This window comes from Roseovarius sp. ZX-A-9, from assembly GCF_028369135.1.
In the GTDB taxonomy this organism is placed as follows: Bacteria; Pseudomonadota; Alphaproteobacteria; order Rhodobacterales; family Rhodobacteraceae; genus Roseovarius.
In genome coordinates this window covers 23154-49609 of record NZ_JAPWHW010000008.1, presented here as the reverse complement: position 1 = coordinate 49609, position 26456 = coordinate 23154, and the positions used below count along the sequence as shown (strand labels likewise).

General features: G+C 63.1%; 21 protein-coding genes and 1 other RNA gene. 4 read left to right on the top strand and 18 right to left on the bottom strand.

The genetic code is table 11. The features are described from left to right. Nucleotides 1-98: 98 nt before the first annotated feature. The 3 genes from O3306_RS09510 to O3306_RS09500 all read right to left on the bottom strand — a co-directional run bounded on the left by O3306_RS09510 (nt 99) and on the right by O3306_RS09500 (nt 3589). Nucleotides 99-524 (bottom strand): ester cyclase, encoded by a 426-nt coding sequence (locus O3306_RS09510; protein WP_272006210.1) that lies wholly within the window; start codon nt 522-524, stop codon nt 99-101. Nucleotides 525-722: 198 nt separating this feature from the next. Next, nucleotides 723-1075: a transfer-messenger RNA gene (ssrA, locus tag O3306_RS09505) on the bottom strand. 78 nt (nt 1076-1153) lie between these two features. After that, a complete protein-coding gene (locus tag O3306_RS09500) occupies nt 1154-3589 on the bottom strand; it encodes a hypothetical protein (RefSeq protein ID WP_272006207.1) in 2436 nt (811 codons plus the stop codon). A 148-nt stretch (nt 3590-3737) separates the two neighbouring features. On the opposite strand from O3306_RS09500, the gene O3306_RS09495 reads away from it, so the two are divergent. After that, the gene (locus tag O3306_RS09495; RefSeq protein WP_272006204.1) at nt 3738-4403 is read left to right on the top strand and encodes a thiamine diphosphokinase; all 666 of its coding nucleotides are present in this window, start codon (nt 3738-3740) and stop codon (nt 4401-4403) included. 66 nt (nt 4404-4469) lie between these two features. Here the strand turns inward: O3306_RS09495 and O3306_RS09490 are convergent, their stop codons facing one another. From O3306_RS09490 to O3306_RS09460, 7 genes are all read right to left on the bottom strand, one after another. Beyond that, nucleotides 4470-5387: a DMT family transporter gene (locus O3306_RS09490; RefSeq protein ID WP_272006202.1), complete on the bottom strand. Its 918-nt coding sequence runs from the start codon at nt 5385-5387 to the stop codon at nt 4470-4472. Then, the gene (locus O3306_RS09485) at nt 5387-6760 is read right to left on the bottom strand and encodes an L-serine ammonia-lyase (protein ID WP_272006200.1); all 1374 of its coding nucleotides are present in this window, start codon (nt 6758-6760) and stop codon (nt 5387-5389) included. The genes O3306_RS09490 and O3306_RS09485 overlap by 1 nt, the downstream gene beginning before the upstream one ends. A 144-nt stretch (nt 6761-6904) precedes the next feature. Then, nucleotides 6905-8179, bottom strand: a complete 1275-nt coding sequence (locus O3306_RS09480) for an amidohydrolase family protein (protein ID WP_272006198.1) — start codon at nt 8177-8179, stop codon at nt 6905-6907. Further along, nucleotides 8179-9123: an ABC transporter permease gene (locus O3306_RS09475; protein WP_272006196.1), complete on the bottom strand. Its 945-nt coding sequence runs from the start codon at nt 9121-9123 to the stop codon at nt 8179-8181. The genes O3306_RS09480 and O3306_RS09475 overlap by 1 nt, the downstream gene beginning before the upstream one ends. 3 nt (nt 9124-9126) lie before the next feature. Continuing rightward, on the bottom strand, nt 9127-10176 hold the full coding sequence (locus O3306_RS09470) for an ABC transporter permease (RefSeq protein ID WP_272006194.1): 1050 nt from the start codon (nt 10174-10176) through the stop codon (nt 9127-9129). Next, a complete protein-coding gene (locus O3306_RS09465; protein WP_272006192.1) occupies nt 10166-11713 on the bottom strand; it encodes an ABC transporter ATP-binding protein in 1548 nt (515 codons plus the stop codon). The genes O3306_RS09470 and O3306_RS09465 overlap by 11 nt, the downstream gene beginning before the upstream one ends. Next, nucleotides 11714-12745 carry a BMP family protein gene (locus O3306_RS09460; RefSeq protein WP_272006190.1) on the bottom strand — a complete coding sequence of 344 codons (1032 nt, stop codon included), beginning with the start codon at nt 12743-12745 and terminating at the stop codon, nt 11714-11716. It abuts the gene before it with no gap. A gap of 315 nt (nt 12746-13060) precedes the next feature. Here O3306_RS09460 and O3306_RS09455 point away from each other — a divergent pair, with 315 nt between their 5' ends. Then, nucleotides 13061-14197, top strand: a complete 1137-nt coding sequence (locus tag O3306_RS09455; protein WP_272006188.1) for an aromatic ring-hydroxylating oxygenase subunit alpha — start codon at nt 13061-13063, stop codon at nt 14195-14197. Between the two features lie 54 nt (nt 14198-14251). Here O3306_RS09455 and O3306_RS09450 read toward each other — a convergent pair whose 3' ends face one another. Continuing rightward, nucleotides 14252-15259, bottom strand: coding sequence for an agmatine deiminase family protein (locus O3306_RS09450; RefSeq protein WP_272006186.1), 1008 nt, complete (start codon nt 15257-15259; stop codon nt 14252-14254). 100 nt (nt 15260-15359) lie between these two features. Here O3306_RS09450 and O3306_RS09445 point away from each other — a divergent pair, with 100 nt between their 5' ends. Continuing rightward, the gene (locus tag O3306_RS09445; protein ID WP_272006183.1) at nt 15360-16247 is read left to right on the top strand and encodes a LysR family transcriptional regulator; all 888 of its coding nucleotides are present in this window, start codon (nt 15360-15362) and stop codon (nt 16245-16247) included. A gap of 8 nt (nt 16248-16255) precedes the next feature. On the opposite strand, the gene O3306_RS09440 is transcribed toward O3306_RS09445, so the two are convergent. The 3 genes from O3306_RS09440 to O3306_RS09430 all read right to left on the bottom strand — a co-directional run bounded on the left by O3306_RS09440 (nt 16256) and on the right by O3306_RS09430 (nt 19165). Further along, the gene (locus tag O3306_RS09440) at nt 16256-16642 is read right to left on the bottom strand and encodes a hypothetical protein (RefSeq protein WP_272006180.1); all 387 of its coding nucleotides are present in this window, start codon (nt 16640-16642) and stop codon (nt 16256-16258) included. Nucleotides 16643-16916: 274 nt separating this feature from the next. Next, the gene (gene aguB, locus O3306_RS09435; RefSeq protein WP_272006179.1) at nt 16917-17795 is read right to left on the bottom strand and encodes an N-carbamoylputrescine amidase; all 879 of its coding nucleotides are present in this window, start codon (nt 17793-17795) and stop codon (nt 16917-16919) included. Continuing rightward, the gene (locus O3306_RS09430) at nt 17795-19165 is read right to left on the bottom strand and encodes an aminotransferase (protein WP_272006177.1); all 1371 of its coding nucleotides are present in this window, start codon (nt 19163-19165) and stop codon (nt 17795-17797) included. The genes aguB and O3306_RS09430 overlap by 1 nt, the downstream gene beginning before the upstream one ends. 271 nt (nt 19166-19436) lie before the next feature. Here O3306_RS09430 and O3306_RS09425 point away from each other — a divergent pair, with 271 nt between their 5' ends. Beyond that, nucleotides 19437-19916 carry a c-type cytochrome gene (locus O3306_RS09425; RefSeq protein WP_272006174.1) on the top strand — a complete coding sequence of 160 codons (480 nt, stop codon included), beginning with the start codon at nt 19437-19439 and terminating at the stop codon, nt 19914-19916. An 81-nt stretch (nt 19917-19997) separates the two neighbouring features. Here the strand turns inward: O3306_RS09425 and O3306_RS09420 are convergent, their stop codons facing one another. From O3306_RS09420 to O3306_RS09405, 4 genes are read right to left on the bottom strand one after another with little or no spacing between them, the layout of a single operon-like run. After that, nucleotides 19998-22442: a GcvT family protein gene (locus tag O3306_RS09420; protein WP_272006171.1), complete on the bottom strand. Its 2445-nt coding sequence runs from the start codon at nt 22440-22442 to the stop codon at nt 19998-20000. Continuing rightward, on the bottom strand, nt 22439-23335 hold the full coding sequence (locus O3306_RS09415) for a phosphotransferase (RefSeq protein WP_272006169.1): 897 nt from the start codon (nt 23333-23335) through the stop codon (nt 22439-22441). Before O3306_RS09415 ends, O3306_RS09420 begins: the two co-directional genes overlap by 4 nt. Then, nucleotides 23332-25329 (bottom strand): ABC transporter permease, encoded by a 1998-nt coding sequence (locus tag O3306_RS09410; RefSeq protein ID WP_272006167.1) that lies wholly within the window; start codon nt 25327-25329, stop codon nt 23332-23334. The genes O3306_RS09415 and O3306_RS09410 overlap by 4 nt, the downstream gene beginning before the upstream one ends. Further along, the gene (locus O3306_RS09405) at nt 25326-26354 is read right to left on the bottom strand and encodes a quaternary amine ABC transporter ATP-binding protein (RefSeq protein ID WP_272006164.1); all 1029 of its coding nucleotides are present in this window, start codon (nt 26352-26354) and stop codon (nt 25326-25328) included. Before O3306_RS09405 ends, O3306_RS09410 begins: the two co-directional genes overlap by 4 nt. Nucleotides 26355-26456: the final 102 nt, after the last annotated feature.

Here is a 26456-nt window from a genome sequence, read left to right as displayed (position 1 = left end):
GCCAAGGCCACTCGGGGGCGTAGTACGCCCCACAGTCGTTTACGTGTTCGAAATCAGGTAAAATGTCAATCAACGCTTTGCCACCACGATTGCTCCACTCAGCCCAGACTGCGCCCCGAAAGGCAGCAATCCATGGTATTTTGCGGCAAATGTCCTAATTGTTCGTACATCGTCATGAAGTCGAAATGGTTATAGTTCGACTCGAACTTTCCATTGACGATCTTTCCCGTGGTCTGGCCGGTGAAGCCGATGGGAGTGCCGCTCTGGGCGCCAGTGGCCGTGATCCCGATCAATGCGTGGAACCACTCGCCGTCTTCCATGAAACGCTCGATCTTGGTGCTGACGTTGCCGATCTGACCCAGCAGTGCCTCGGCGAATTGTTTGAAGTCGTCGGGGCCGATCATGGTCAACCCGCCCAATCCGTGCGTGTCGGCAGGAGACGCCATCATCTCGTCAATGGCGCTAAGGTCCTCTTCTTCCCAGACGCGGCGAAACCAGGTTTCCACTAATTTTCGGTTGGACATAAGCCAAACCCCTGAATTGGATACGGTATCGGTTGACCCTAGCGTCAAGCAGGGTGAAACAAAAGAAAATCCCGGTGACAGCGTGCTGTTTGTTGGCTCGGCGCGGGGTTACATCCGGCTTGCCGCTAAGGCCATGGAGCATGCGGGCTGATCGCGGCAACTGGCAAAAAACCGCCAGTGCTATCGGAAAAGGGGGAAAGTGCAGGCTTCTGTTGCCAGGTGCCTGCGAACCCCGCCTTACGCGGCTAGGCGCAAGGACTTAAGTTTCAGTCTCTCCGACCGCTTACGCGGCCATCGCTACTGGAGCACGATTGTCATTTGCAATTGTACTTGTTTCGCCGATAACGGTGGCAGACAGCCGAGACAAAGCATAACCCCTTTAGACGTTCGTCGATCCTGTTTCGACCCCATTGTCCCCCAAATGAAGGGATATTGGTGGAGTCGCCGGGTACCGCCCCCGGGTCCGATCCGCTTATTACGAGCGCGTTTATGTCCATAGTCCCCGAGGGGACAAGATGAATATAGGCGTCCTCTTCGCAGTTGCAAAGGGGGTAGAAAAAGAAACCCCCGCCGGGCACGCGGTGCCGGGCAGGGGAAGGTGAGGTCTTGCAATCGGACCTGGGGAAAAATCAGCCGGCCGCGCGCGACCGGGGCCGGAAATCGGTTGCGTCGGTCACGGTGAACCGGCCGCCCTTGAGTTTCTGCAACTTGCCGTCGCGCAGCAGCTTGCCGAAAGACCGCAACCCTTCTTCGCGCGAGAAGTCAGCGGCACTGACTTCTTTCAGCTTGTGCATCAGCATCGGGCGCGAAAATTCGGGCTGTCCTTCGACATCGGACATGTAGGCCGCTGCCGCTTCGAGCAGGTCGGGAAGGTCGCGGGCCCCCATCTCTTCGGCGAAACCTGTGAAGCCACCGGCATCCTTTGCCGCCGGTGCTGTGGGCGCGGGCTTTTCCGCGTCGTCCGGTTTGCGGGCTTCGGCCCTGGCGGCGTCGCGGCGAGGGCTTGTGCCCAGATCGGCGCGACTGATGCGGCGCGGGCGAATCGGTTCGGACGGGGGCGTGTCGATCCGCTGCTCGGCCACCAGCTTCAGCGGGTTCGGGCGCTCGCGGTTTGGCCGCTCGGAACGGGCCAGCCGCTCGCCGCTGCCGATGACGGCTTGTGGGCGGCGCGGGCGCACGGCGCTTTCCAGATCAAGACGGTAAGGCTTGTCATCCACGTCTTCGTGCATCTCTCCACCGGCACTGCGTTCGGCCTTGGTGGCGGCGACAGCGGCGCGCAGATGCTGGATCGCGTTGCGGCGTTCGTGCGATTCCGGCTCTTCCAGTTGGGTTGCCGCCTCGTCGAACATGCGCGGCGCCTGATCATCGGCTTCCAACGGTGCCAGACGCTTGCCGCGCTTCTGCTCGGCCTCGTCGGCGCTCCCGGGCTGGGCGGCGCCGCGGGCCTGTTGCAGCTCGGCCTCGACGGCGGCCAACTCGTTCCGCAGTTCTGCCTCGTCCTCGTCACTGAGCGGCGAAAGATCGGACAGGCCGATGTCGTCGTCCGATTCGGACGATGTGGCGCCGTCGTGCTGCACTTCCACGAAGGTGCCATCAGCGATCGCGTCGTCGATTTCGCTGCGCTTGACCTTGATCACGCGCGCGGCGAGCGGCGGCTCTGCCGGGGAGGATTCCGCCTCGGCGCTCTCGTCCTTGCTGTGTTCTGCCGGGGCGGGGACGGGGGAGTCATCGCGCAGGGCGTCAGCCATCAACTGAGCCAGAGTGTCTTCAGTGGCCAGTTCGATTTCGACCCCGTCAACGGGCGCATCTTCACTGTCGAGCGAGTCCTCGTCGTCGATAACGTCTTCAGCGCTGTCATCTGCGAAATCGGTGTCTTCAAGGGCGGGCTCATCTGCGGTGTCGAGAAGCGTTTCCAGCATCTCGGCATCGCTGTCGTCCTGTTCTTCTTCAACCTCAACTTCTGCAACAGCGTCTTCATCCGCCAGCGCTTCATCCGCGGGCTCCTCTGCCTCGACGAAAAGCGATTCCAGAGTTTCGTCGTCGTCGCTGTCTTCCGAGGCCTTGGCTGTGGCGACATCGTCATCTGCCTGCAGGCTCTCCGCTTCTGCAATCTCCGCTGCGTCGGATGCAACGGCATCTTCATCTTCCGCGTCATCGTCCTGCAGTGCGTCGACCGTTGCCTGATCTTCGACGTCGTCACCCGGTGTCGGGGCGGCTTCCTGATCGGCGGCGGTGTCGGGCATTTCAGGCATTTCGGCGGCGGCAGATGCCTCTTCGGTCGCTTTGCTGGCAGCGGCCTCAAGGGCGGCATCCTCTTCGTCCGCGTCAGGGAGTGCGTCAACGATCAACTGCGCCGGAATGTCTTGCTCGCCTTCATAGGCATCGCTGGCGGGCAGGGCGTCGATGGGTTCGTTGGCGTCGTCCATCTCGAGCGCGGCATTCAGGTCCTCGGCCGTGCTGCCCAGGAAATCCTGCGCATGTTCGTCCTCGGTGTAGGTGTCATCGTACCGGGTGCTGGCCGGCGCGGCGACGGCGCGGATGCGGCGCAGCTTGTCCGCGACGCTTTCCGCCTCCTGGACCGGGGCAGGCGTGACCGTTTCGGCCGCCTGATACATGTCGGCGCCCGAGGTGTCGGCAATATCGGCTTCGGCTGTGTTTTGCGTGGCGGGCGATGCAGGGGCTTGGGCGCGGGCCGGACTCACGGCGCTTTCAGCCGCAGGGGCCGCGGCGGCAGGCGCCTCTGCCGTGTCCCGAGCAGAAGACACGGCAGAGTGGGCTGCTGTGGCAGCCGCATCGGTCAGGGCGGTGGCAGCGCCCGTGCGGAGCACAATCTGACCGTTGTCGTCATGCGCCTCGACCCGCCGCGCGATCTCGCGCTCGGCAATCCGAGCCAGCATTTCGGCATCGGGTGTCGGCGGTTCCGCCCCGAAGTAACGGTCGTCGGCCGCCAAGTCACGAAAATATTCGGCAATTGCCTTCATTGTATCGAAAGAGTCATCGAATCCTTCGAGGGTGCACGAAAAAGTGCCATAGGAGACTGTAAGTATCTTACTGGTACTAACCATTGGGTGCTCGCCTTGCTTTGCCTGCAATGACATTATGTACCATGTTTGCCGCGTCGAAAGACGTCCGAATCTGGGATGTTTACCGTATCATTTCGTGTCGAGAATGTGGTCTGTTTCCTAAATAGTGGGTAATCAGGAGAATTTTAGAATGATTGTTCACGATTCAGGGCCAGTCACACTGATTGGCGGTGCAAACGTGGCTTATGCCGATCTTACGGCCGCGCAAGCGATCGCGCCTTGGGTCGTGGCCGCTGATGGCGGGGCCGATACCGCGCTGGCACAGGGCGTGATGCCGGAGGCCGTGATCGGCGATTTCGATTCCATCAGCGCCGACGCCCGGACACGCATCCCGGCAGAGCGTCTGCATCCGATCGCCGAGCAGGATAGCAGTGATTTCGACAAATGTCTGCGAAATATCGAGGCCCCGCTGATCGTTGGTCTGGGGTTCAGTGGCGCGCGGCTGGATCATCAACTGGCGGCGTGCAACACGCTGGTCTGCCACCCTCACCACCGCTGCCTGCTGGTCGGCAGCGATGATCTGGTCTTCTTGTGCCCGCCCAGCCTGAAGCTGGACCTGCCCAAGGATTGTCCTGTCTCGCTGTTTCCCATGGGCGCGGTCGAAGGCGTGTCGGACGGGCTGACATGGCCGATCGCGGGGCTGAACTTTGCCCCCGACGGGCAGATCGGCACGTCAAACCGGGCCAAGGGTGCGGTGCATCTGTCGCTGACAGCGCCCAAGATGCTGGTGATGGTGCCACGGGTGCATTTGACATTGGTGGCCGACGCGTTGCTGGCGGCGCCCGCACGTTGGTAGGGCGCGACGTGGCGGGCTGAAGCCCGGCCCCGCGCAGCGACAGTTATCCCGATCCTACCGCGCGCCTTATGGTGCGGGCAGGGGGCGGCGTTTGAACTGCAACTGACGTTCGCGGACGAACACGTAAAGGCCGGATGCGATGATCAGCGCGATCCCGATCAGGCTGAGCGCATTGGGAAAATCCCCGAAGATCACGAGCCCCAGCACCGTGGCGCTGACGATTTCGAGATACTGGATCGGTGCCAGCAACGAGGCCGGTGCAAAGCTTAGTGCAAAGCTGAGGCAGATATGGCTGAGCGTCGCGCAGATCCCCATCCCCAACAACAGCCAGACCGCCTGCCTGTCCGGCCAGGCCGGGTCGAGCGCCGCGATACCGGAGCCATCGAACGCCAGCAGCACCGGCACCCCCAGACAAGCCGCCGCCAGCCCGGTATAAGTTTGCAACGTGATCGGGTGCATCCGCGTCGCCATGCGCCGGGTGAGGATCATGTAGAAGGCGAACAGCAGCGCCGTGCCCAGCGGTAGCATCGCCACCGGTCCGAAGGCGGCAAAGGACGGCTGGATGATCAGCAGCGCGCCCGCGAACCCGACCGTACAGGCGACATAGCGGCGCGGGCCGATCGGCTCGCGCAGGATCAGCCCGCCCAGCAGGGTCAGGATGAAAGGCTCGATAAAGAATATGGCAAGCGCGTCGGCGATCGGCAGAACCTGAAGCGCCTGAAAGAATAGCGCGGTGGCCACCAGCATCAAAGCCGCGCGCACCAGATGCAGCGCGGTCTCGGCCCGGCCGGGCCAATGCAGCCAGCCCATCGCGGCGGCCAGCGGCAACAGCAAGGCGGCCTGCATGACAAAGCGTAACGTGGCGACCTGCGCCACGGCGATGGTATCGCCGATCAGTTTGGCGAAACTGTCCATCCCCGGTGCCAGCACCGCGAAACCGACCATCAGCGCAATGCCCAGCCCGGGCCGTTCCCGCGTAGGCATCAGCAGTTCGGGACGTTGACCGCTAGGCCACCGAGCGACGTCTCCTTGTATTTCTCGCTCATGTCCACGCCGGTCTGGCGCATCGTTTCGATACAGGCGTCAAGCGGCACCAGATGCGTGCCATCACCGCGCAGGGCGAGCGATGCGGCGCTCACCGCCTTGATCGCGCCAAGCCCGTTGCGCTCGATGCAGGGCACCTGCACCAGCCCCTTGACCGGGTCGCAAGTCATGCCGAGGTGATGCTCCAGCGCGATCTCGGCGGCGTTCTCGATCTGCGTGGGCGTCCCGCCAAGCACTGCGGCAAGGCCCGCAGCGCCCATCGCGGCGGCACTGCCCACTTCGGCCTGACAGCCTGCTTCGGCGCCGGAAATCGATGCGTTCCACTTGACCAGCCCGCCGATGGCGGCGGCGGTCAGCAGAAAATCCTCGACCTGTGCCTCGTTCGCGCCGGGCACGTGATCGAGCCAGTAACGGATCACCGCAGGCACCACGCCAGCCGCACCATTGGTGGGGGCGGTGACGACCTGTCCGCCAGCGGCGTTTTCTTCGTTCACGGCCATGGCATAGACGCTCATCCAGTCGTTGATCTTGTGCGGCGCGTTCAGGTTGGTACCGCGCTCGGCGACCAGTGCATCGTGGATGCCCTTGGCGCGGCGTTTCACATTCAGCCCGCCGGGCAGGATGCCATCCGTGGTCATGCCGCGCTCGATACAGTCGTTCATCACCTGCCAGATGCGTTTCACGCCACTGGTCAGATGGACCTGACCATTGCGCGAAATCTCGTTCGCGCGCTTCATCTCGGCGATGGTCTTGCCGGAACGTTCGGCCATGTCGAGCATTTCCGCGGCGGTTTTGAACGGGTAGGGGACCGGATCGCCCTCGTCGGTATTGCGGCCCGCGGCCAGCTCGGCCTCGGTCATCACGAAGCCGCCACCGATGGAATAATAAGTCTCTTGCAGGATCACGTCGCCCTGGCTGTCCGTGGCGCGCAGGATCATGCCGTTGGCGTGGCCCGGCAGGTTGGGGCCGAAATCAAAGACCAGATCTTCTTTGGGATTGAATGCCAGAACCGGAAGCCCGGGGGGCGAAACGGTATGGGTGGCGCGGATCTCCTCCAGCGTGGCCTCGGCCTTCTCGTGGTCATAGGTTTCCGGCAGGAACCCTGCCAGCCCGAGGATGGTGGCGCGGTCAGTGGCGTGGCCGACGCCGGTAAAGGCCAGGCTGCCATGCAGCGTGCCATGTACGCCCGCGCAGGCAAAGGGCGCCGCACGCATCTTGTCGAGGAACCGCGCGGCGGCCACCATCGGCCCCATTGTGTGCGACGAAGACGGGCCGACGCCAACCTTGAACATGTCGAATACAGAGAGAAACATCGCGCACGCCTTTGGCAAGTGACTGACCGGAGTGGTCATTGTCGTGCTTATAGCGGTCCGGCAGCGAATGACTCGATCAGAAACGACGAATTTGGGTTCAAACGCTCCGCAGTTCCGACACGTGAGCGGAGCAGAGTCCGGGGGTCAATCGACCTTGTGCCGCCGCCGTACACTTGCGGGGCGTCCCGGAATCGACAGCGCGGCATCCATGCGGGGCGCGCGACTGATCACGCGGCCCTTGGATATCACGCAGAGCCGGGCCGCGCGCAGACGCAGCGCCTCGATCGGGTCGCCCGCATCCAGCACGACAAGCGAGGCTTGCGCGCCCACATGCAGGCCGTAGCCCTCCAGCCCCATGATCTTGGCATTCTGGTTGGTCACCATGTCGAAACAGCGCGCCATCTCGTCGGGGCTGCTCATCTGGGCCACGTGCAGGCCCATGAAGGCCACGTCCAGCATGTCGCCGGTGCCCAGCGAATACCACGGATCGCGCACGCAATCCTGTCCCCAGCCGACGGTGATGCCATGCGCCTGCATCTCCTTCACCCGCGTGAGACCACGGCGTTTGGGAAAGGTGTCGTGGCGGCCCTGTAGCATGATGTTGATCAGCGGATTGGGGATCGCGGCCACGCCCGCCTCGGCGATCAGTGGCAAGAGTTTGGACACATAGTAATTGTCCATCGAATGCATCGACGTCAGATGGCTGCCCGCAACCCGGCCGCTAAGGCCGTGGCGGTGGGTCTCTTGCGCCAGCGTCTCGATATGGCGCGAATGCGGATCGTCGCTCTCATCGCAGTGCAGGTCGACCATCAGGCCCCTGTCCGCTGCGATCTGGCACAGCTCGCGCACCGAGGCCGCGCCATCCGCCATGGTCCGCTCGAAATGCGGAATGCCGCCGACGACATCCACGCCCATGTCGAGCGCGCGCAGCGTGTTGGCATGCGCCGTCGGGTCGCGATACAGCCCGTCCTGCGGGAAGGCGACCAGTTGCAGGTCGATGTAATTCTTGACCTTTTCGCGCACTTCCAGCATCGCCTCGACGCCCTTGAGCGTGTCATCGCAGGTGTCCACATGGCTGCGGATTGCCAGCAGGCCCAATGACGCTGCCCAGTCGCAATACTCCAACGCGCGGGCGACCATTTCCTCTTGGGTAACGATCTGTTTCAACTCGCCCCACAGGCCGATCCCCTCCAGCAACGTGCCCGAGGCATTGATGCGCGGCTTGCCGTAGCTGAGCGTGGCATCAAGGTGAAAATGCGGATCGACAAACGGCGGCGCGACCAGATCGCCGGTGGCGTCGATGACTTCGCCCGCCTGCGCCTCAAGCGTTTCAATCGCGGTGATTTTGCCGCCACGAATACCAATGTCGGTGACGCGGCCATCGGGCAGCGTGCCGCCCTTGACGATAAGATCGAACATCAACGTTCTCCCTTGTTGAATGGCACCATCAGGGCGGCGGGCACTTCGGCGCGGCGCGACATGACAATCAATGCCAGAATGCTGAGGAAATAGGGCATCATCAGGAACACCTGGTAGGGCACGTTGGCCCCCATCGGCGTTTGCTGGATGCGGATTTGCAATGCGTCGAAGGCGGCAAAGAGGATCGCGCCCAAGAGCGCCTTGCCCGGACGCCACGCGCCAAAGACCACCAGCGCGATGCAGATCCAGCCGCGCCCGTTGACCATCTCGAAGAAGAAGCTGTCAAAGGCGGACATGGTCAGGAATGCACCACCCACCGCCATCAGCCCGCTGCCGACAACGACCGCGCCGACGCGCAACCCGGTGACCGACAGCCCCTGCGCCGCCACCGCCGCCGGGTTTTCTCCGGCCGCGCGCAGCGCCAGTCCCAGCGGCGTGCGATAGAGCACCAGCGAGACAATAACGACCAGCGCGAAGGCGAGATAGGTCAGCGGCGTCTGCGCAAAGAGTGCCGGACCAATCAGCGGAATGTCCGACAACAATGGCACCTCGTAGGGTTGGAACGCCTCGATCTTGGGCGGGCTGGTGACTTCGGGCAGGGCCAGGCGGTAGGCGTAATAGGTCAGAGACGTGGCCAGCAACGTGACGCCAAGGCCCACCACATGCTGCGACAGGCCAAAGGGCACGGTCAGAAGGCCATGCACCAGACCGAAGGCAGCGCCAACGACAAAGGCGACAGCAACGCCGGTCCACAGGTCAACGCCCGAATAGACCGCCATCCAGCCCGCAAAGGCGCCCGCGACCATGATCCCCTCGATGCCGAGGTTCAGAATGCCCGCGCGCTCGCAGATCAATTCGCCCAGCGTGGCAAAGATCAGCGGCGAGGCGATGCGGATCGCGGCGGTCCAGAAACTGGCGGAGAGGAGGATATCGAACAGGTCCATCGGTTACTCCCTCACCACGCGGAACCGGGTCAGCAGGATCGCCAGCACCATCAGCAGAAGCGCGGTGGCCAGCATGATATCCGCCAGATAGGTCGGCACGCCCACTGCGCGGCTCATGCTGTCGGCGCCGACAAAGATACCCGCGACGAACAGGGCCGCGGCAACCACGGCCAGCGGATTGAGCAGCGCCAGCATCGCCACGATGATGCCGGTGTAACCAAAGCCGGGGCTGAGATCGAGCGTGAGCGACCCCTTGAGGCCCGCAACTTCGGAGAAACCTGCCAGCGCGGCAAGGCCACCGGACAGCAGCGCGGTCTTGATCAGCACCCGGTTGACCGGGATGCCCGCGAAATTGGCCGCGTCGCGGTTCAGTCCCACGGCGCGCATCTCGTAGCCCAGCGTGGTGCGGGCCTGGATGATCCAGACGACCACAGCAGAGATGAGCGCCAGACCAAACCCCCAATGCAGGCGGAGCCCGTCAAAAATCCGGGGGAGGCGCGCCTCGGGGATCAGGCGGGCGGATTTGGGCCAGCCCATGCCCATCGGGTCCTTGAGCGCGCCTTCCAGCAGCATCGACACGAACAGCAGGAAGATGAAATTGAACAGCAAGGTCGTGACCACTTCATCAACACCGAAGCGGACCTTGAGCAAGGCCGGGACGAGCAGCACCAGCGCGCCCGCGATCATGGCGAGGATCACAAGCGTGGGCAGCAACAGCCCCGATGGCCAGGGCAACATGCCGGTGCCCAGCACCGCAACGACCAGCGCGCCCGCATATAGCTGTGCCTCGGCCCCGATGTTCCACAAGCGCGCGCGGAAGGCGACCGCGACGGCGAGGCCGGTAAAGATCAGCGGCGTCGCGCGGTTCAGCGTCTCCAGCAGCGCGAACTTGCTGCCTGCCGCGCCCTTGAGGATCAGCCCCAGCACGCCGAACGGATTGGCACCGGCGACCATCGCCAGAAGCGAGGCGACCACGACAGTAGCCGCGATGGCCAGCGCGGGCGGGGTGAGCGTGCGGGCAAGCGACGGATTGGCGATGGGTTCAAGACGCATGGGCGTGCTCCGCCTCAAAGCCGTGGCCGGCCATCCATATGCCCAATTCTGCCGGCGTCATGCTGCCACGGGCAAAGGCCGGCGACAGGCGGCCTTCGGAAATCACGTGAATGACGTCTGATAATGCCATGATTTCATCCAGGTCTTCGGAGATCAGCAAGACCGCTGCACCACCGTCGCGCGCCTCCAGCAAGCGTTCGTGCACATAGTTGACCGCACCGATATCAAGGCCGCGCACCGGCTGATTGGCCAGAATGATGCGCGGACTGGCCTCCAGAACACGCCCGAGGATCAGCTTTTGCATGTTGCCCCCCGACAGCAAGCGGATACGTGTCGTGGGACCGGGGCAGCGGACATCATAGGTCTTGATAATCTCCTGAGTGAACTCGGTCGCGCGGTGCCAGTGCATCCAGCCGCGCGTGGAATAGGGCGCATCGGTGTAGCACTCAAGAATGGCGTTTTCCGTCAGGTCGAAATCTGCGATCGTGCCGGTCTTGTGGCGGTCCTCGGGAATGCGCGCAATGCCGTGATGCACTGCCATACGCGGCGACCAGTGCGGCAGCGTCTCGCCGTTCAGCATCAGCGTGCCCGAGGCCGGGCTGCGCAGCCCGCCGATCAACCCCGCCAGAGCGGCCTGACCGTTGCCCGACACACCGGCAAGCCCGGTGATCTGGCCCGCGCGCAGATCGAGCGTCAGGGATTTCAGGCCGGGCGCATTGCCCTCGTCAGGGGTGGACACTGCCCCCAGTTGCAGCAGCGCGGGGCCGGGGACGCCCTTGGCAACCTTGGGCGCGGCAACCTCGGCCCCGACCATGCGCGCGGCCAGATCGTGCCGGTCGGTATCGCTGGTGCGGCCCTCATGCACCAGCTTGCCGTGGCGCAGGATCAGCACCCGGTCCGAGATCGCCATGACCTCGTGCAGCTTGTGCGAGATAAAGACGATCGACAGGCCGAGCGCGACCGCCTTGCGCAAGGTCTCGAACAGGTCGTCTGTTTCCTGCGGGGTCAGAACCGCCGTCGGCTCGTCCAAAATCAGGATGCGCGCGTCGCGGTAGAGCGCCTTGAGGATCTCGACCCGCTGACGTTCACCCACTGTCAGCGCACCGACACGGGCATCGGGATCGACGCTCAGCCGGAAATCCGCTGCCAGCTGCGCAATGCGCGCCCGGGCCGCGGCGCGGTCCATGCCCAGCGACCATAGCGATCGTGTGCCGAGGGTCACGTTTTCCAGCACGGTCATGCCTTCGGCCAGCGTGAAATGCTGATGCACCATGCCCACGCCTGCATCGAGTGCGGCGCGCGGATTGCCCGGGGGCAGGGCGCGCCCCATGACCTCCACGGTGCCTGAATCGGCCGTGTACTGGCCAAACAGGATGTTCATCAGCGTCGTCTTGCCAGCGCCGTTTTCCCCCAGCAGGGCGATCACCTCGCCCTTGTGCAGGCTGAGGCTGACGGCATCATTCGCGGTGAGCGCGCCGAATGTCTTGGTGATGGAATTGAGGCGCAGGACAACCTGCGCCTCGGTCTTGGCACTCATTTACATCGACTTCGGTTCGGAATCGTCGATCTTGGTGACAAAGGCACCCGACATGATCTCGGCCTTGCGCGTCTCGACCAGATCAAGCGCCGCTTGCGGAACCTTGCCCTCGAACGTTCCCAGCGGGGCGAGCGAACAGCCACCCGCCTTCATGAAGGAGTAGACGCCGTAATCCGCCGCCTTGAATGTGCCGTTCCTGACTTCTTCGATAGCGTGGTCCAGCGTCGGCTCAAAATGCCAGAGCGCCGAGGCGACGACAGTTTCGGGATAGTCGGACTGGGTGTCGATCACGTTGCCGATGGCCAGCACGCCTTTTTCCTGCGCCGCGTCCGACACGCCGAAGCGTTCGGCATAGAGCAGATCCGCGCCGCCCTCGATCATCGCGAACGCTGTTTCCTTGGCCTTGGGCGGATCGAACCACGAGCCGATGAAGCTGACCTGGAACTTCGCGTCGGGGCGGGTTTCCTTGACGCCTGCCATGAAGGCATGCATCAGCCGGTTCACCTCGGGGATCGGGAAGCCGCCGACCATGCCGATGCTGCCGGTCTTGGTCATGGCACCAGCGACGATACCGCTGAGATACGAGGCATCCTGAATATAATTGTCAAACACCGCAAGGTTCGGCAGCGCATCGTCATGCTTGAAGCTCGACCCCATCATGAAGGCGATTTCGGGGTATTCTGCGGCCACTTCGCGCGCTTCCGCCTCGACAGCGAAAATCTCACCGATAATCAATTTATAGCCGCTCTCGGCATATTCACGCATGACGCGGGCATAGTCGGTGTTGCTGACATTTTCCGAGAAAGTGTACTCGATATCACCGCGTTCCTGCGCGGTCAGCGCGGCCTTGTGGATGCGGCTGACCCATTGCTGTTCCACAGGGACGGTATAGATGCCTGCGGTCTTGATCGGGTCCATCGCCATCACCCGGCCGGGGCTGAGCGTCGCTGCCGTGGCCAGTGCCGCACCGGCCGCCGTGGTCAGAAAGTGCCGCCGTGTCAGGCTGCCTGGCTGTGTCTTGGGCTGGGTCATCATGTATCCTCTCCGCTGTTTGGTATTATTTTTACCAAACGGTAAATTATTTTGGGGCAAAAGCCAGATATTTTCGCGCATTATGGTCTGCGCGTCGTGAAATCGGCGCAAATTTGGGCAGTGTGGCGCTGGCATCCCCCGGCAGGATGCTTGCCCAAGCTGGGCTTCAAGCGCAATGGCAAATTCACCCGGGCAGCGCACCTGCGCCTGCGAATTTGACTTGGTAAGATGCCGGGTGCCGGTTTAGCATTCTGCCGTGCCCGATCTGCGCCACAGCGCGGTGCAGACCCGCGGGCAGTCGCCCAAGGAGGCCAGATGAACGCCGACCTGACCCCGGACTCGCCCTTGCTGGATCACTGCCCCGAAGGGCTGCCCGCGCGAGCCTATTATGATGCGGACTGGCATGCGCGCGAAAGTGCTGCGATCTGGGCGCGGCAATGGGTCTATGCGGGTCGTCACGACCAGCAGCCCGAAAACACATTGCGTCGAATCGAAGTCGCGGGCCAGAGCATCCTTCTGCTGCGCGACGCGGACGGCGCGCTGCGCGCGTTTCACAATACCTGTCGCCACCGGGGTGCGGCGCTCTGTCAGGCCGAGCAGGAGAGCTTTAACGGCAAGCTGATCAAATGCCCCTATCACGCATGGGCCTATGACACGGCGGGGCGGCTGGTCTCGACCGGCTATGCCACGCCGACGGCGGATTTTGAGCGCGCCGCGCACGGGCTGTTCCCGGTGCATCTGAAACAGTGGAACGGGTTCGTTTACATCTGCCTTGCCGACGCCCCGCCGGAATTCGCCCCGGACATGGGGCTGGACGTGCTCGACAACTGGCCGATGGAGGATCTGGCCGTCGGTCATGTTCTGGAAAAGCACATGGCCTGTAACTGGAAGGTGTTCTGGGAGAACTACAATGAATGCCTGCACTGTCCCGGCGTCCACCCGGAACTGAGCGATCTGGTGCCGGTCTACCGGCAGGGCATCATGTCTGCAGAGGAACGCGCACGCGTCGCCGCCGGGGGCGGGGCGCAACCGGCGCTGAAATCCGGTGCGCGCAGCTGGACGCAGACCGGCGCGCCTTGTGGTCCGGAATTTTCCAACCTGACTGAAGAAGAACGCGAGCGTGGCCACACTTTCGTTACGCTATACCCCACGATGTATATCGTGGCGCATGTCGATTATGTGCGCACCGTGTCGCTGACCCCTCTGGGGCCAGAGCAGACGCGATTGCGTGCCGAATGGCTGTTTCCGCCCGCCACGCTGGCGCGCGCCGATTTCGACCTGGAGGCCGTGACCGGCTTTGCCACCACCGTGCTGATGCAGGACAGCGCCGCCTGCGAGATCAACCAGCGCGGGCTGCGCTGCATGAAATTTCAGGCGGCGCGCCTGATGCCGCAGGAATTCGCGATCCACGATTTCCACAACTGGGTATCGGCCCGGATGGCAGAGGTCTGACACCACCGGCGCCGGACAGCGAAATCTGACTTCGGCGGTCCCTCTAGCTGACTCTCAGGCCGGTTCCTGCTGGGTGATGCAGTGGATACCCCCGCCGCCGATGGCGATGGCATCGATATTCACCCGCTCGATGGTCCTGTCGGGAAAGAAATCCTGAAACAGCTCGGCCGCGATGTCGTCCTCGCGCACGCCGTATTCCGGCATGATGACCGCGCCGTTGCACAGATAGGAATTCACGTAAGAGCAACAGAACATGTCGGGATGCGGGAAATCACCCACCGCTGGCGGCACCGTGCGGATGGTGATCGGCGCGCCTGTCGCATCCGTCTGGCCCTGCATCGCGGCGATGTTGTCGGCGTTGATCTGATCCCAGGCGTTGCCCTCGTCTGTTGGCCCCTCCATCAGCACCAGACCGGGCGCCATGAAGGCGGCGATGCCATCCACATGGCCGTTGGTCTCGACCTCCAGATAGCTGCCGGGCAGCCAGATCACCTTCGTGCCGCCCAGCATCTCCATCAGTTCGGCCTCGATCCTGTCGCGGCTCCAGTCCGGATTGCGGTTCGCATTGGGAAAGCAGGTCTCGGTGGTCAGGATCGTGCCGCGCCCGTCGACATTGACGCCGCCGCCTTCGGCAATCAGCGGGCTGTCAAAGATCGGCACCCCGGCAGCGGTCAGGATCGCGCGGGCGGCGGCATCGTCACCATCAAAGGGGTCATATTTGCCACCCCATGCGTTGAAGCGGAAATTCACCCCCGCCTTGTCGCCCTTGGCATTGCGCAGGAAACACGGGCCCGCATCGCGGCACCAACTGTCGTCGATGGGGCTTTCCAGCAACTCGATATCGCTGCCCAGAAGGTCGCGGGCCTGCGCCATGTCCTGCGCGCGCACCAGCATCGTCAACGGCTCGTGCCGGGCGATAGCGTGCGCCACGTCGGCATAGCTGCGGCGGGTGGCCTCCATATCGTCCCAGACAATCTCGCGGCAGGGCCACATCATCCATGTGCGGGCGTGCGGGGCCCATTCGGGCGGCATGGCGTAGCCTTGGGATTTTGGCGTGGTCATCTGGGGCTCCTCGGCGCTGAATTCTGTTGGCTCAGAGCTTATCAATGAGATACCGTCATGGACAAACGCGGAATTCTACGGGTTTGGATGAGGAAAAGTAATGCCTAACCCTTATCGGCGCCTGCCGCCGCTTGGTGCACTGGTCGGATTCGAGGCCGCCGCGCGGCTGGGCAGTTTCAGCCTGGCAGCAGATGAGTTGAACGTCACCCAGTCGGCGATAAGCCACCAGATCCGCACGTTGGAGGGACATCTGGGGCAGCCGCTGTTCTTGCGGACCGGGCGGCGGGTGGAGCTGACCGATGCCGGACGCGATCTGCTGGGCACCAGTGCCGCAGCGCTGGAAACTGTCCGTCAGGGCGTGCGCCGTCTGGCCGCTTATACCAAGCCCGGCTCGGTCGTGGTTCTGATGCCGCCCGCGATTGCGCGTGGCTGGTTTTTGCCACGTTTGCCTGCATTCCGTGCTGCCCATCCCGGCATAGAGCCGTGGTTGGCAACGCTGGATACGGAAATGGACCTGAGCGAGGCGGAGATTGACATCGCCATCCGCCTGACACCGGCACAGGAAGTCGGCGCGCGTGCCGTGCCCTTCCTGCGTGATGATCGGGCACCTATGGCGGCCCCGGAGCTTGATGCGGCCTTTGCCCGGTCGCCTGAAACGGTGCCGCTGGTGCATGACGAAAGCCCCGATGACTGGCAACGCTGGTTCGACGCTGCCGGGGTGGAGCGCGCGGATATCAGCGCCGGGTTGAATTTTGACGATCACGCCATGGCGCTGGACGCGGCGGCGCAGGGTCTGGGCGTGTTCCTTGGCAATCCGGTGCTGGCCAAGGACCGGCTGGCGGATGGGCGGCTGCGGCAGGTGGGCGCGCATGTTCTCGAATCCGAGCGGGTGTTCCATCTGGTGGCACTGGAACGGACCCTGCACCGCCAGAGCGTGCGGGTACTGTGGGACTGGCTCTGCGCGCAGGCGTCCTTGGCCGAAGGATAGGGCGGGCCTCAGTCCGGCGCGGACCCCTCGCGGCACGCGAACGGCACAAAAGTGCTGGCCATGCCTTCGTTCATCGTCATGACAGTCAATAGATCGGCGAGTGCTATTTCGGCACCTGTTCGTGCGCAGACCGTCCCTTGCGTCAGGCATCCAGAGGCGATGAAGGCATCATTGGCGCCAAGAAACTCGGGCCTCAGCCCCGTGGTGCCTTGCGCCGCGAGCGCATCATGAAATGCCAGTTTGTAGAGATCGCATTTGCGTTGGCTCCATTCGTCCTGTGCCGGGGCCGGTGCGGGCAGGGCAAAGAGGATCAGGAGGGACAGGCCGACCTTCATCATCCCCCCGCGCCAGCGCGCGAATGTCTGATCGGGTGCGGGATGGATCAGGTCAGGCATTCGCGAGAGCCAGTCCTTTGCGTTTCGTGGTAACGGCCATGACATAATCTGCTTTCTTGGAAGGCTGCAATAAGGGGGGGCATGGCGTACCCACAAGCTGACTAAAGTCTGCGCGAGTGCTGCGGCGTCCGGAAATCCCGGACTCGAAGCACCGCTTACCGTCCCACATTTCGAAATCGCTCACTTGAACTACGCAATGCACAGACCAGTCTACGGGCGCTCTTTTTTGCACGGGCAGCGGTATCCGCCGCCGCCCGGCAATCCACAACCGATATCAGGCGCGTATTGTTTGCCCGTCGAGCGTGCGCAGCGCGCTGTAGGTTTCGGGCCGCCGGTCACGAAAAACACCCCAACTGCCGCGATAGGCTGCCGCTGCGTCCAGATCCACGGTCGCGGTCAGGTGCGTCTCTTGCGTGCGGTCAGCGTCGGTCAGGATCTCGCCGGTGTAGCCCGCGATGAAGGACGTACCGTAAAAGGTCATCGACACGTCCCCGGCGGTTTCCACCCCCACGCGGTTCGATGCGACCAACGGGATCATGTTGGCCGCCGCATGACCCTGCATCGTGCGCCGCCAGTGGCCGGAACTGTCAAGATCGGGACTGCCCGGCTCGGATCCGATGGCCGTGGGAAACATCAGCACTTCGGCCCCTTGCAACGCCAGGCTGCGCGCGGTTTCGGGAAACCACTGATCCCAGCAGATGCCACAGCCCAGGCGGCCAAACCGCGTCTGTACCACCTGAAAACCGGAATCGCCCGGATTAAAATAGAATTTCTCCTCATAGCCCGGCGCCTGCGGGATATGTGTCTTGCGATAGTTGGTCAGGATCGTGCCATCCGCGTCGGCGATCGCCAGCGAATTGTAGCGCGCAAGGCCGGCTTCCTCGAAATAGGAAATCGGCAGCACCACGCCCAGCTCGCGCGCCAAAGCCGCGAAATGCGCCACGACGCGGCTGCTGTCCATGGGTTTGGCCAGGCTGAAATGATCCATATCCTGCGTCAGGCAGAAATACGGGGTCTCGAACAACTCCTGTAGCAGGATCATCTGCGCGCCATCCGCGACGGCGGCCCGCACAAGTCGTTCGGCGCGCGCAATGTTGTCGTCGATGTCCCAGCTACAGGCCATCTGTGTGGCGGCAATGGTGATTGGGCGCATCAGACGTTCGCCTCTGCCAGATGGTCCTTGATCGCACCGCTGATGGCCGCGACGATCTCATCGCATTCTTCCTTGGTGATGATCAAAGGCGGCGAGACGATCATCCGGTCACCGACGGGGCGCACGATCACGCCGCGCTTCAGGCAGCCCTGGAATATCTTCTCGCCCACGCCGTCGCCAATCGGCTCCTTGGTGCCCTTGTCCTTTACCAGATCGACACCCAGCATCAGGTGGCTGCCGCGCACATCGCCGACGATGGGCAGGTTCATCAGCGACTTGGCGCTTTCCTGCAGGTAGGGCCCGACCTCCTTGACGTGATCCAGCAGGTTCTCGCGCTCCATGATCTCGATGTTCTTGAGCGCTGCAGCGCAGGCCACGGGGTGGCCGAAATAGGTCAGACCCATCGACAGCACGCCGCCCTCGCATTGCGGCTGCGCGATCACATCGTAAACGCGGGTGCTGAGCAGGGTGGCCCCCAGCGGGATATAGCCCGAACTCAGCCCTTTGGCGCAGACCATGATATCGGGCTGGTAGTCATAGAGCGCTTCAGAGGCGAACCATTCACCGAGACGGCCAAAGGCGGTCACGACCTCGTCGGCGATATAAAGCATGTCGTATTTCTGGCAGACCTCCCACATCCGGCGATGATAGCCCTCGGGCGCCACCAGAACGCCGCCAGCTCCCATGATCGGTTCGGCGATGAATGCAGCGACGTTATCGGGGCCGAGCTGCTGAATGCGGGCATCGAATTCGCGCACGAGGTAATCGCAATACTCTGCATCCGACCAGCCATCGGGTTTCTCATAGAGGTTGGCGGCGCTGACATGGTGGATGAAATCCTCACCGATCCGGTCGAATCCCATCTTGGTGCCGTGGATGCCGGTCAGCGACGCGGCCACATAGGTGGCACCGTGATAGGCATTCTGGCGGCTGATGATCTTCTTCTTGCGGTGCTGGCCCAACTGGTCAAAGTAGAAATGCACCAGCCGGATCGCAGCGTCATTCGCGGTAGAGCCGCCACAGGTGTAATAGACATGGTTCAGATCGCCCGGCGCAAGTTCGGCCAGCTTGGCGCCCAGCATCGAGGCGGGCACGTTGGTCGAATGGCCGAAGGGGTTGTAATACTGCATCTTCATCACCTGGGCGGCGATGGCGTCGGCCATCTCCTTCCGCCCGTGGCCGATATTGACGCACCAAAGCCCGCCGATCCCGTCCAGCAGCTTGTTGCCGTCGCTGTCGATGACGTGCATGCCGCTTGCGCTCTCGATGATCTGACTGCCTTCCTCGTGGAATGTCGAGAAATCGGTATAGGGGTGCAGCAGGTGGTCGCGGTCGGCGGTCCAGATATCTGATTTGGTTGCGGCGGTCATGGCAGGCTCCTTTCGAGAGGGCGGGTGTGCCTGCCAGTTTCGCGCAGCCCCCGACAGGCCGCAATTTCCCGAAAGGGGTAGATGCCTTTATCTGGTTTGCCGGTGCCTTCCGGCTGTGGCAAAAGCCGCCCGGTGGCGGCATCGGGGCCGGAATGACACCCCGACGCTGCGCAAATTTTTGACGAGAAGCGCTGGAAGCGCGCGCCCGGCAAGCTATTCTGTTCCATGACGCGAACAAGGCGCCTGACACGCAATGTAACCGGAGACTCCCATGAACAAGTTTATCGCCACCGCGGCCGCGCTGATGCTGGCCGTGCCCGCCTTTGCCGAGAACCAAGAGGCCGCTGAAATGGTGGCACCATCGGGCGATGCTGAAGCGGGGGAGACGCTGTTCAACCGGCAATGCATCGCCTGTCACGTGGTCCGGGATGACGCGGGCGAAGTGCTGGCCGGGCGCAACGCGCGCAACGGGCCGAACCTCTATGGCATCGCCGGACGCGCCATCGGATCACAAGCGGGTTTCCGGTATGGCAAATCACTGTCGGCAGTCTCTGAAACGGGCAATCTATGGGACGAAGAGGAGTTCGTGACCTACGTGCAGGACCCGACCGGGTGGTTGCGCGAGACGCTGGATGACAGCAAGGCGCGCAGCAAGATGGCCTTCAAGGTTCGCAAGCAAGAGGAAGCGACGGATATTTACGCCTTCCTGTACGCTCTGAAGCCGCCCGCGATGGACGACAAGGCAGAGTAGCACAGCGCGAACCACGGAGGACGGAACCGGCCCGTATCAACCGGGCCGGGCCTTATCGTGAGGGAGTGGAAGTCCCCCGCCTCAGCACTTCACCTTTGCCATTTTCGGGTCGTAGAGCGGCGTCAGATGTGCCGTGGCCGGCACCCGTTCCGTGGCCACTTCCAATTCGTAGGTGCCTTCCAGAACATAGTCGCGGCTGACGCCCTCGGGGTTGCGCACATAGCCCATGCCGATGGATTGGCCCAGCGCGTGGCCGTAGCCCGCAGAGCTGAGCCAGCCGACGCGCACCCCGTTGCGGTAGATGGTTTCGCGGCCCGACAGGATCACGTCCGGGGCGGCGGTAAAGGTGGTCATGCGCTTGGTCACACCGCGGGCGCGCTGCGCCTCGACCGCCGCGCGGCCCTTGAAATCGGTGTTCTTCTTCAGCTTCACCGCCCAGCCCAGCCCGGCCTCGTCCGGGGTGTGGTCAGGGCCGATATCGGACGACCATGCGCGATATCCCTTTTCTAGTCGCAAGGTTTCCAGCGCGCGGTAGCCAGCGTTGCGCAGCCCGTGTTCGGCCCCGGCGCGATGCAGTGCTTCGTAGACGGTCACGGCGTATTCGACCGGCAGATGCAATTCCCAGCCCAACTCGCCGACATAGGTCACGCGCAGTGCGTTCACCGGGCACCCGGCAATGCCAATGGTCTGCGCGGTGCCAAAGGGAAACGCCTCGTTGCTGACATCGCTGCGTGTCACCGATTGCAGGATGTCGCGCGCTCGCGGCCCAAAAAGCGACAGCACCGCGTAGGCCGATGTCACATCGAAAAGCTGGGCGTTCATGCCCTCGGGGATGTTGCGCGCGATATGGTCGAAATCATGTGTGGCAAAGCCGGTGCCGGTGACGATGTAATATTCATCCTCGGCGCGGCGCACGACGGTCAGGTCGCATTCGATCCCGCCCGCATCGTTCAGCATCTGGGTATAGGTCAGCGTGCCGATGGGGCCGGTCACGTCATTGGCCGCGATCCAGCTCAGCGCGTCCTCGGCATCCGGGCCCTTGAGCACGAATTTGGCAAAGGAAGTCTGGTCAAACAGCACCGCCGCCTCGCGCGCGGCCTTGTGCTCTCGCGCGACGGCCTTGTGCCAGTTCGGACGCTCGAACGTGTAGATATCGTGCTGTTCCTCGCCCGCCTCGGTGTCGGCGTACCAGTTGGGGCGTTCCCAGCCGAGCTTCTCTCCGAATACCGCACCTTGGGCCTTGAGGATTTCATAAAGCGGCGATTTGCGGCAGGGACGGCCGCTGTCATGCTCCTCGCTGGGCCAGGCCATCGTGTAATGCTTGCCATAGGCCTCGTAGGTGCGGGCACGGATCCAGTCGGTATCGAAATGCGGCGCGCCGAAGCGGCGAATATCGACCGACCACAGGTCGTAGGGCGGCGCGGCCTTGGCGACCCATTCGGCCAGCGCCATGCCGGCTCCGCCACCTGCTGCGATGCCGAAGGCGTTGAATCCCGCGCCGACGTAGAAATTGCGCAGCTCCGGTGCCTCGCCGAGGATGAAATTGCCATCGGGGGTGAAACTCTCTGGCCCGTTGGTCAGCGTCTTGATCCCGGCGGTCTCCAGCGCCGGTACGCGGCCCAAGGACAGCTCCATTAGCTGTTCGAAATGATCGAAATTACTGTCGAGCAGGGTATAGTGGAAACCCTTGGGGATGCCGTCCTGCGCCCACATGATCGGGTTCTTCTCGTAGCCGCCCATGACCAGCCCGCCAACTTCTTCCTTGTAGTAGGTCAGGCGGTCAGGATCGCGCAGCGTGGGCATGTCGGATGTGACACCGTCGATCGGCTCGGTCACCATGTACTGGTGCTCGACCGACACCAAGGGCACGTTCACACCGACGGTCTTGGCAAAGGCGCGGGTCCATTGCCCGCAACAGGCAATGACCACGCCGCAATCAATGCGACCCTTTTCGGTCTCGACGCCCTTGATCACGCCCTTTTCGACGATCACCTTCGTGACCTTGGTATCCTCGAATATCTGCGCGCCGCCCATGCGTGCGCCCTTGGCCAGCGACAGGGTGATGTCCGACGGGTTGGCCTGTCCGTCCGTGGGCATGAAGGCCGCGCCGACCACATCATCCACCTGCATCAGCGGCCACAGATCCTGCGCCTCTTTCGGCGTCAGAAGTTCCATTTCCAGCCCGAAGGAATGGGCGGTCGTGGCTTGTCGCTTGACCTCGGTCCAGCGCTCTTCGTTGCAGGCAAGGCGCAGACCGCCATTCATCTTCCAGCCGGTCGCCTGTCCGGTCTCGGCCTCCAGTTTCTTGTAGAGTTCGACCGAATACCCCAGCAATTGGGTTATGTTGGCAGACGACCTCAATTGCCCGACCAGCCCCGCGGCGTGAAAGGTGGTGCCGGATGTCAGCTTCTTGCGCTCAAGCAGCACCACATCCCAGCCAAGGCGCGAGAGGTGATAGGCGGTAGAGCAGCCGACGATACCGCCGCCTACGATGACGGCTTGGGCCGAGGTTGGAAAATCAGTCATGGCTGGCATCCTTGGGCAGTGAAGGCGGCAAATGCGCCTGCATATCGGTCGAGGTTTTTATCGGTGTATTCGGCGTAGTCGAAATCTAGCGTCGAGGTCAGTTCGGAGATCATCGACCACATGGTTTCGCGCAAGAGCGAGGCGCATTTCATCGCGTCGTAGCGTCGCCACAGCGTCTCGTCTGGCGGGGCGCGATAATAGTGGGTCAGCATCGCCTCTTCGGCGTCGCGGGGCAGGGCGCAATTGCTGGCCAGCCCGCCCAGATCGAATAGTGGCGAATTGAAACCGCCATATTCCCAATCAATGACCCAGAGCGCGCCATCATCCGCGCGCAGCAGGTTGGCGGGCAGCAGGTCGTTATGGCCCAGCACCAGTTTCACATGGCCCACGGCGCGCTCCAGCAGCGCCGCCTGCTCCAGCAGGGCGGGCAGGGCGGCTGCATGGCGCGAGCCGCGTTCCGTCAGTGTGGCCGCATAGTCGCGCAGGATATGGAACACCCAGAAGCTGAGGATCGGACCGCGCAGGTGGCCGGGCATCCTGCAATGAAGGCGCGCGATCAGCTCCGTGGCGGCCATCAGCGTGTCCGGATCATGCAGATCCTTCTCGGTCAGCGCGGTGCCGGGGACGAAGTCGAGCACCAGCACGCCGGGTTCGGCATGGTGCACCGCGGGTGAAAGTCCGGCGGCCTCGGCGGCGCGGCTGAGTGCCAGTTCGTGCCAGCGCATGATGCCATGCTCGGGAATATCCTCGCCCAGCCGCACCACGTAATCGCGGCCCCCGTCGGTCACGCGGATATTGTGATTGGTTATGCCGCCATCCAGCGGTGCGACATTGCTGGGCGCGCTCCAGCAGCTCAAACCGCGTGCGATATCAAGTGCCTGCTCAGGTGTCATGCGAGTCCCAGCCTTTCCTTTGAATGGCGCGCCATGGCCGACACGATCCGGTCAGCAATGATCGCGATGAACGCCACGCTGAGGCCCGCGACGATGCCCTGGCCGGTATTGGCCTTGGTCAGCGCGATATAGACCTCTTGCCCCAGATCGCGGGTGCCGACCAAGGCGGTGATCACCAGCATCGACAGCGCCAGCATGATCGTCTGGTTCAGCCCCAGCAGCAGCGAGGGCGCCGCCAGCGGCAGCTTGACCCGCCACAAGAGCTGTCGGCGCGTGCAGCCCGAGACCAGACCGGCCTCGATCATCTGCGGCTCGATCGCGCGGATGCCGTGGGCTGCGTAGCGCACAGCGGGGGCGAGGGCATAGAGCACCACCGCGATCATCGCCGAGAAATCGCCGACGCGAAACAGCATCACCACCGGGATCAGGTAGACGAAACTGGGCAGCGTTTGCAGCGTGTCGATGAATGCGCCGACCCAGCGGTTCGCCCGCGCGTTCTGGCCCGCCCAGATACCAAGGGGCACGCCAATCGCATAGGCGATAAAGACTGACACACCGCACAGGTAGATCGTGATCATCGCCTTGGTCCACAGCCCGGTTGCCGCGATGAACGTGGTCATCAGTGCCGCCATCACGCCCAGCCGCCAACCGCCGACCTTGGCCGCAGCAAGGCCCGCAGCGATGATGCCCCAGGCCCATGGTATGCCCGTAAAGAAGCGTTTCACCGGCAGCAGAAGATAGGAGAGAAAGACATCCTTGATCGCTTCGAACGTGTCAAAGAAGGTCACGTTGACATAGCGCATCGCATCTTCCCAGAATGCCGAAGTGGTCAGCGTCGCGGCCTCGGGATAGTCCTGCACCGCGGGGGCAAAGAGGCCCGCAATATAGGTCAGCACAACCACGACAAAGACGGTGGTAAACCACGGATGGCGCTGCACATAGCTCAGGTCGCGGCCCATGACCTCGTCGGGCAGGCGCGTGCTGAAAGCCTGGCTCACACGGTCAAGCGCGATGGCCATGACCACGATGGCAAGCCCGGCCTCGATGCCGCCGCCGATATCCAGCCGTCTGAGCGCGCTGAGCACGTCAAAGCCCAGCCCGCCCGCGCCGATCATCGACGCGATGATCACCATGTTGAGAGTCAGCATGATCACCTGGTTGACCCCCACCATCAGTGTCGGTGCGGCCGAAGGCACCAACACCTTCCACATCATCTGGCGCCGGGTACAGCCGGCCATCTTGCCGGCCTCGACCACTTCGGCGGGGACCGTTTGCAGCGCCACGGTAGAGACGCGGACCATCGGTGGCATGGCGTAGATGATCGTGGCGACAAGTGCGGCAACCGGGCCAAAGCCGAACAGGAAGAGGATCGGAACGAGATAGGCAAAGACCGGCACCGTCTGCATCAGGTCAAGGATGGGGCGCAGCGCGCGTTCGACCCAGGGTATGCGAAAGCTGAGGATACCGAGCGCCAGCCCGCCAATGACACCGATGGGCACCGCAATGACCACCGACGCCAGCGTGACCATCGCGCTGTCCCATTGGCCAAACATCGCGAGGTATAGGAAGCAGGCCCCGACCAGCAGCGCCAGTGTCCAGTCCTTGGCCACCCGACCCAGCACGATCATGATGACGATGATCGCGATCCAGCTGAGCGGCGGCGCGATCTCGACCGCGTTGCTGCCCTGGCCCTGCACGAACCCGTCGGCCAGTGCCGCACGGGCCACATCGTAGGGCACTTCGATGATTGCGGAAATGAACCGGGTGAATTCCCGAAACGTGAATAGGCCGAATGTCGCGTCTTCCAGCAGCCAGCGCATCGCGTCGGAAATCCACGATTCCATGGGCATTTCCCACGCCTTGGGAAAGCGGATGATCCACCGCGCATCAAGCGCCTTGTAGAGCTGAAAGGAGGTCGTCGAGAGAATCCATGTGACCGCCAGCAGCCCCCACCAGAACAGCGCATGCGGCGAAATCAGGCGGCGCCAGTTCACTCTGAGGCCCTCCGTCCGATCAGAACGTCGATCACCGCGCGCCCGTCCACCGTGCCGATGGGCGTGCCGCTATCGTCCAACACGCGGTGCGGGTGGTCCGCAGCCTCGATGCGGTCGGCCACGTCCGCGACGCGGTCGGTCGATTTCAGATCGCCAGCATAGGGGCCGTCACCCGTGCCCGGTGACATGATGCTGCGCAGGCTCAGGACCTTGCCGCGCGGTATGTGATGGGTGAACTCGGCAACGTAATCGGTGGCGGGGTTCATCACCAGTTCCTCTGGCGTCGCGGTCTGCACGATGCGCCCGTCCTTCATCACCGCAATCCGGTCGGCCAGACGGATCGCTTCGTCGAAGTCGTGGGTGATAAAGACGATGGTTTTCTTCAGCAGCCCTTGAAGGCGCAGAAACTCGTCCTGCATCTCGCGGCGGATCAGCGGGTCGAGCGCTGAAAAGGGCTCGTCCAGGAACCAGATCTCCGGCTCCACCACCAGCGAGCGGGCAATGCCCACGCGCTGTTGCTGTCCACCTGACAACTGGCGGGGAAAGTAGTTCTCGCGGCCCTTCAGGCCGACGGTCTCGATCATTTCATGCGCGCGCGCCTCGCGGGTCGCGCGTGGCACACCCTGCACATCGAGCGGAAAGGCGACATTTTGCAAAACGGTCAGGTGCGGCAGAAGGGCGAAATTCTGGAACACCATGCCGATCTTCTTGCGGCGCAGCTGGATCAGCTCCTGCTCGGACATCGCCAGCAGATCCTCGCCGTCGAACAGTATTTCGCCGCCGGTCGGTTCGATCAGTCGCGACAGGCACCGCACCAGCGTCGATTTGCCGGACCCGGACAGGCCCATGATCACGAAAATCTCGCCTTCGCCAATCTGCACGTTCGCCGCACGCACCGCGCCGATCATGCCGACCTCGCGCAACTGTTCGTTCGTAGGGGCTGGATTGGCCCGCAGGAATGCAGCGGGATCTGGCCCGTAGAGCTTCCACACGTTGCGGCAGACCATTTTCAGCGGACGTTCCATCGGCACCTCTTAGCCACCTCAAAACATCCCACCTGTGTGGGAAACTCCGAGAATGAGGGGAAAAAGAGGGGACAGAAGCCCCCTCATTCAGTCATCAGGAAG

What these genes read in the sequence shown, in the direction of transcription:
- O3306_RS09415 (WP_272006169.1), bottom strand. Translation starts at nt 23,335, where the DNA reads ATGACACCTGAGCAGGCACTTGATATCGCACGCGGTTTGAGCTGCTGG.
- O3306_RS09445 (WP_272006183.1), top strand. Translation starts at nt 15,360, where the DNA reads ATGCCTAACCCTTATCGGCGCCTGCCGCCGCTTGGTGCACTGGTCGGA.
- O3306_RS09440 (WP_272006180.1), bottom strand. Translation starts at nt 16,642, where the DNA reads ATGCCTGACCTGATCCATCCCGCACCCGATCAGACATTCGCGCGCTGG.
- O3306_RS09420 (WP_272006171.1), bottom strand. Translation starts at nt 22,442, where the DNA reads ATGACTGATTTTCCAACCTCGGCCCAAGCCGTCATCGTAGGCGGCGGT.
- O3306_RS09455 (WP_272006188.1), top strand. Translation starts at nt 13,061, where the DNA reads ATGAACGCCGACCTGACCCCGGACTCGCCCTTGCTGGATCACTGCCCC.
- O3306_RS09405 (WP_272006164.1), bottom strand. Translation starts at nt 26,354, where the DNA reads ATGGAACGTCCGCTGAAAATGGTCTGCCGCAACGTGTGGAAGCTCTAC.
- O3306_RS09465 (WP_272006192.1), bottom strand. Translation starts at nt 11,713, where the DNA reads ATGAGTGCCAAGACCGAGGCGCAGGTTGTCCTGCGCCTCAATTCCATC.
- aguB (WP_272006179.1), bottom strand. Translation starts at nt 17,795, where the DNA reads ATGCGCCCAATCACCATTGCCGCCACACAGATGGCCTGTAGCTGGGAC.
- O3306_RS09510 (WP_272006210.1), bottom strand. Translation starts at nt 524, where the DNA reads ATGTCCAACCGAAAATTAGTGGAAACCTGGTTTCGCCGCGTCTGGGAA.
- O3306_RS09430 (WP_272006177.1), bottom strand. Translation starts at nt 19,165, where the DNA reads ATGACCGCCGCAACCAAATCAGATATCTGGACCGCCGACCGCGACCAC.
- O3306_RS09485 (WP_272006200.1), bottom strand. Translation starts at nt 6,760, where the DNA reads ATGTTTCTCTCTGTATTCGACATGTTCAAGGTTGGCGTCGGCCCGTCT.
- O3306_RS09495 (WP_272006204.1), top strand. Translation starts at nt 3,738, where the DNA reads ATGATTGTTCACGATTCAGGGCCAGTCACACTGATTGGCGGTGCAAAC.
- O3306_RS09475 (WP_272006196.1), bottom strand. Translation starts at nt 9,123, where the DNA reads ATGGACCTGTTCGATATCCTCCTCTCCGCCAGTTTCTGGACCGCCGCG.
- O3306_RS09425 (WP_272006174.1), top strand. Translation starts at nt 19,437, where the DNA reads ATGAACAAGTTTATCGCCACCGCGGCCGCGCTGATGCTGGCCGTGCCC.
- O3306_RS09490 (WP_272006202.1), bottom strand. Translation starts at nt 5,387, where the DNA reads ATGCCTACGCGGGAACGGCCCGGGCTGGGCATTGCGCTGATGGTCGGT.
- O3306_RS09470 (WP_272006194.1), bottom strand. Translation starts at nt 10,176, where the DNA reads ATGCGTCTTGAACCCATCGCCAATCCGTCGCTTGCCCGCACGCTCACC.
- O3306_RS09500 (WP_272006207.1), bottom strand. Translation starts at nt 3,589, where the DNA reads ATGGTTAGTACCAGTAAGATACTTACAGTCTCCTATGGCACTTTTTCG.
- O3306_RS09450 (WP_272006186.1), bottom strand. Translation starts at nt 15,259, where the DNA reads ATGACCACGCCAAAATCCCAAGGCTACGCCATGCCGCCCGAATGGGCC.
- O3306_RS09460 (WP_272006190.1), bottom strand. Translation starts at nt 12,745, where the DNA reads ATGACCCAGCCCAAGACACAGCCAGGCAGCCTGACACGGCGGCACTTT.
- O3306_RS09480 (WP_272006198.1), bottom strand. Translation starts at nt 8,179, where the DNA reads ATGTTCGATCTTATCGTCAAGGGCGGCACGCTGCCCGATGGCCGCGTC.